Origin of the sequence: Corynebacterium sp., from assembly GCF_012838985.1 — a bacterium.
Classification (GTDB): Bacteria; Actinomycetota; Actinomycetes; order Mycobacteriales; family Mycobacteriaceae; genus Corynebacterium.
In genome coordinates this window covers 1-3,495 of record NZ_DUOE01000211.1, presented here as the reverse complement: position 1 = coordinate 3,495, position 3,495 = coordinate 1, and the positions used below count along the sequence as shown (strand labels likewise).

General features: G+C 68.4%; 5 protein-coding genes and 1 pseudogene. 1 reads left to right on the top strand and 5 read right to left on the bottom strand.

From position 1 onward, the window contains the following. Nucleotides 1-307, top strand: a pseudogene (locus GXZ33_RS11850) (hypothetical protein); the annotation flags it as partial. Between the two features lie 120 nt (nt 308-427). Here the strand turns inward: GXZ33_RS11850 and GXZ33_RS11845 are convergent. The 5 genes from GXZ33_RS11845 to GXZ33_RS11825 all read right to left on the bottom strand — a co-directional run. Further along, nucleotides 428-1,129 (bottom strand): hypothetical protein, encoded by a 702-nt coding sequence (locus GXZ33_RS11845; RefSeq protein ID WP_363237353.1) that lies wholly within the window; start codon nt 1,127-1,129, stop codon nt 428-430. A gap of 16 nt (nt 1,130-1,145) precedes the next feature. Continuing rightward, complete coding sequence (locus tag GXZ33_RS11840; RefSeq protein ID WP_291341349.1) at nt 1,146-1,838, bottom strand: class I SAM-dependent methyltransferase; 693 nt, start codon at nt 1,836-1,838, stop codon at nt 1,146-1,148. Then, the gene (locus GXZ33_RS11835) at nt 1,839-2,219 is read right to left on the bottom strand and encodes a hypothetical protein (protein WP_291341348.1); all 381 of its coding nucleotides are present in this window, start codon (nt 2,217-2,219) and stop codon (nt 1,839-1,841) included. Nucleotides 2,220-2,360: 141 nt separating this feature from the next. Beyond that, a complete protein-coding gene (gene trmD, locus GXZ33_RS11830) occupies nt 2,361-3,176 on the bottom strand; it encodes a tRNA (guanosine(37)-N1)-methyltransferase TrmD (protein ID WP_291341353.1) in 816 nt (271 codons plus the stop codon). Beyond that, the coding region (locus tag GXZ33_RS11825; protein ID WP_291341346.1) for a PRC-barrel domain-containing protein at nt 3,176-3,495 on the bottom strand (320 nt) is incomplete at its 5' end. The genes GXZ33_RS11825 and trmD, both read right to left, overlap by 1 nt.

Here is a 3,495-nt window from a genome sequence, read left to right as displayed (position 1 = left end):
CGTCCCGGTGTTCGTGATGTTTCTCGGGGTGGACGTGCGTGTCGACGCCCACGGCACCCACTGGCAACTGTTCACCGGCATCCCGCGCGGCACCATCCCCCACGCCGTGGTGACCCGTGTGGGGGCGGTCGACATACGCCCCGGCGACTGGGGCGGATGGGGCTGGCGTCTCAGCCTGCAGGGCCGGGCCATCCTCATCCGCGGCGGCGAGGGCCTGCGCATCCAGCGCGGAAAGAAGAACTTCTACATCACCGTCGACGACGCCGCCCGCGGTGCCGCGCTCATCGAGGCGTACCGGGGCAACTGAGGACCAGCTGTCCGCCGGTGACGGCGCGTTGCTGCGTACTCCGATTCCGGCTGGCCTGATGTGCGACCTGGGAAAACACCCCACCCCGGAGGGAATCGGAGTACGCCGGTACGCGGGCCCTCAGGCCCCCGCCTTCTTCCGGTTCTGCCGCCACGCACGGAAGATCATGAGGCCCACCAGACCCAGCGTGATCCACAGCAGGTACCTGTTGACCACCTCGACCACCTCGAGGACCTGGTCACCGTAGGTGTACCCCAGCCACATGAAAAGCCCGTTGACCGCCAAGATGCTGAGCACGTTGACCGCGAGCATGATCCAGAAGCGGATCTTCAGCAGACCCGCGACGGCGTTGACCACGGTGTTCGGGACGGGTCCGGGCAGGTAGCCGAGCGGGATGAAGGCGAGGGTGCCCGCGTACATCTTCGTGGACTCCGACTTCACGGCCCGCTGGAAGAAACGGTGCGCCCGCGGCATGTACTGCAGCGACATGTCGATGAACTCCATGCCCCACTTGCGGCCCATCGCCCAGTAGACCGGCATGAACTTCACGGCACCGAGCACCGAGCACAGCAGGAACACCAGCCAGTGCCCGTTGCCCACGGAGGCATTGGCACCGGAGACCACCGCGGAGGTGTAGCCGCCGACCATCAGCGTGTAGATCAGCGGGTGCGTCAGCAGCCAGGCGCGCAGCGGGATGAGCACCAGCGACCACAGACCCATGATGAGCAGGGCCGCGAAGAGGATCTTGTCCATCCGGTCGGGGTGGGCCAGAAAACCGGGCAGCTCCGGTTCTTCCTTCTTCTGCGTGTCCTGCTCGCTCATGTTCATTGGGCTGAGCCTACCGCAGCCTCCCGGGATGCTTCATCAGACGGAACCCGATGAACGCGGGCACGCGCGAGAGTTTCTCGTGGGCCTCCGGATACCTCTCCTTCATGGTGTCCGCCGGGCGCGGCTCAATGAGCTTCTCGACGACGAACCCCGCCTCCCCGAACTCCCCCACCAGGGTCTCCAGCGGCGCGCGTCGGTAGGAGGTCTGCACCCCCATCGACCAGGTCTCCTCGATGCGTTCGCGGGTGAAGTAGCTGCCGCCGAGGCGCCGCCAGTCATCGGTGGGGTGGCCGGTGGAGATGAGCAGGCGACCGTCGTCGCGCAGGACGCGGTGGAGCTCCCGCAGGGTGTTCACCGGATAGTGGATGTGGTGCAGGACGAGCGCCATGAGCACCCGGTCGAAGCTCCTGTCGGCGGCCCAGCCCAGGGGCTTCTCCAGGGCCTGGACGTGGAACTCCGCTCCCGGCGCGCGGCGACGGGCGAGCCGGATGAGCTTCTCGCTCTCGTCGACCCCCACCACTTCCGCCCCGCAGGACAGCAGCTCCGCGGCGTAGAGACCGGAGCCGCAGCCGGCGTCGAGGACACGCAGACCGGAGACGTCACCCAGCAGCTCGAGCATGGCCGGGCGGTCATAGTGCGCGTTGTAGGCGCTGTCTGCGGCGTGGCGGTCATAGGCCTCGGCCGCGCGGTCGAACATCGCCATCTAGGAGCGGTCCTGCCAGGCGCAGGAGGCGCCGATCCCGGGCTCGGTGGTGCCCTCCCGGCTGGTGCCGTACCAGTAGGTGCTCTCCGGCAGTGCGCCGACGACGCGGGCGGTGGCGTCGCGCAGGTCGAGGGTGCTGCTGCCGTTGATGATCACCCGGTAGAGCACCTCTGTCGTGGGCATACGGCCCTGGTCCTGGGCGAACTGGGCGACGAGCATGTTGTCGGGCTCGCAGGTGAGGTCCACGATCTCACCGTGCAGGGTGTCGATGTCGTAGCCGACTCCGGCCAGCGCCTCCGGGAGGGTCCCGGAGAGGGCCTCCCATTCGGCGGGGCGGAAAAGGATGTTGAGGTCGGTCGAGATGGTGCGGGCAGGATTCATGGCCCCACGCTACCCCGCGGCGGTGAGCCGACGACGGGGCTGTCTCAACCTGTCGAATCTGTCCCGGGAGGTTCCGCATTCCCCCAGGTCGCGGCAGCTCCGAAAAAACAGATTCGACAGGTTGAGACACCGCTTCCGCGGTCAGTCCAGCCCCAGGACCTTCCGGTCAGCGGCGTCGAGCTCCACGGTGTCCAGCAGCTCCGGCCGCACGGCCTGCGTACGCAGCAGCGCCTGGTCCCGGCGCCACCGGTCGACCTTGGCGTGGTTGCCGGAGAAGAGCACCTCAGGGACATCCAGGCCCCGCCAGGTGCGCGGCTTCGTGTACGACGGCCCCTCGAGCAGCCCGTCGGAGAAGCTGTCCTCCTCGTGGCTGCGCCGGTTGCCCAGCACACCGGGGATGAGGCGCACGACGGCCTCGGCGATGACGAGCACCGCCACCTCCCCGCCGATGAGGACGTAGTCGCCGATGGAGACCTCCCGGACGCGGTAGCGCTGCGCGGCGTCCTCGATGACACGCTGGTCGATGCCCTCGTAGCGGCCGCAGGCGAAGACGATGTGCTCCTCGTGGGACCACTCCTGCGCGTCCGCCTGGGTGAAGGGCTTGCCCGCCGGGGTGGGGACGATGAGCAGCGGTCGGCTGTCCCTCTCCCCCGCCTCGTAGGAGGAGGGCACCAGCTCGACCGGCTTCTCCAGGTGCGGCAGGGAACTCTCGAGTTCCACACCCGCCACGCCGACCGCCACGTCGTCGAGCGCCGGGCCCCACACCTCGGGCTTCATGACCATGCCGGGGCCGCCTCCGTAGGGGGTGTCGTCGACGGACTTGTGCACGTCGGTGGCCCAGTTGCGCAGGTCATGGACCCCGACGGAGAGGATCCCCTGCTCGATGGCCTTGCCCAGGAGGGCGTGGCGCAGGGGCTCGAGGTACTCGGGGAAGATGGTGACCACATCGAGGCGCATCACAGATCCAGCAGTCCTTCCGGCGGGGTGATCACGAGGGCCTCGTTGTCGAGGTCCACGATGGGCACGATGGCGTGGACGAAGGGGATCATCGCCTCGCCGCCGTCGTCGAGCTTCACCTCGAGGAGACGGTGGGCGGCACCGCGGACGATACCGCTGACCTCCCCGATGTCCTCCGGCTCGGGCTGGGCCCCCTCGTAGGCGCGGGCGTGGGCCTCCTCCTCGCTGACGGCACCGACGGTGAGCACGCGCAGGCCGATCAGCTCGTGGTCGTAGTAGGCGTCGTCCTCGTCGTCGATGACGGGCTCGGCGAAGAACT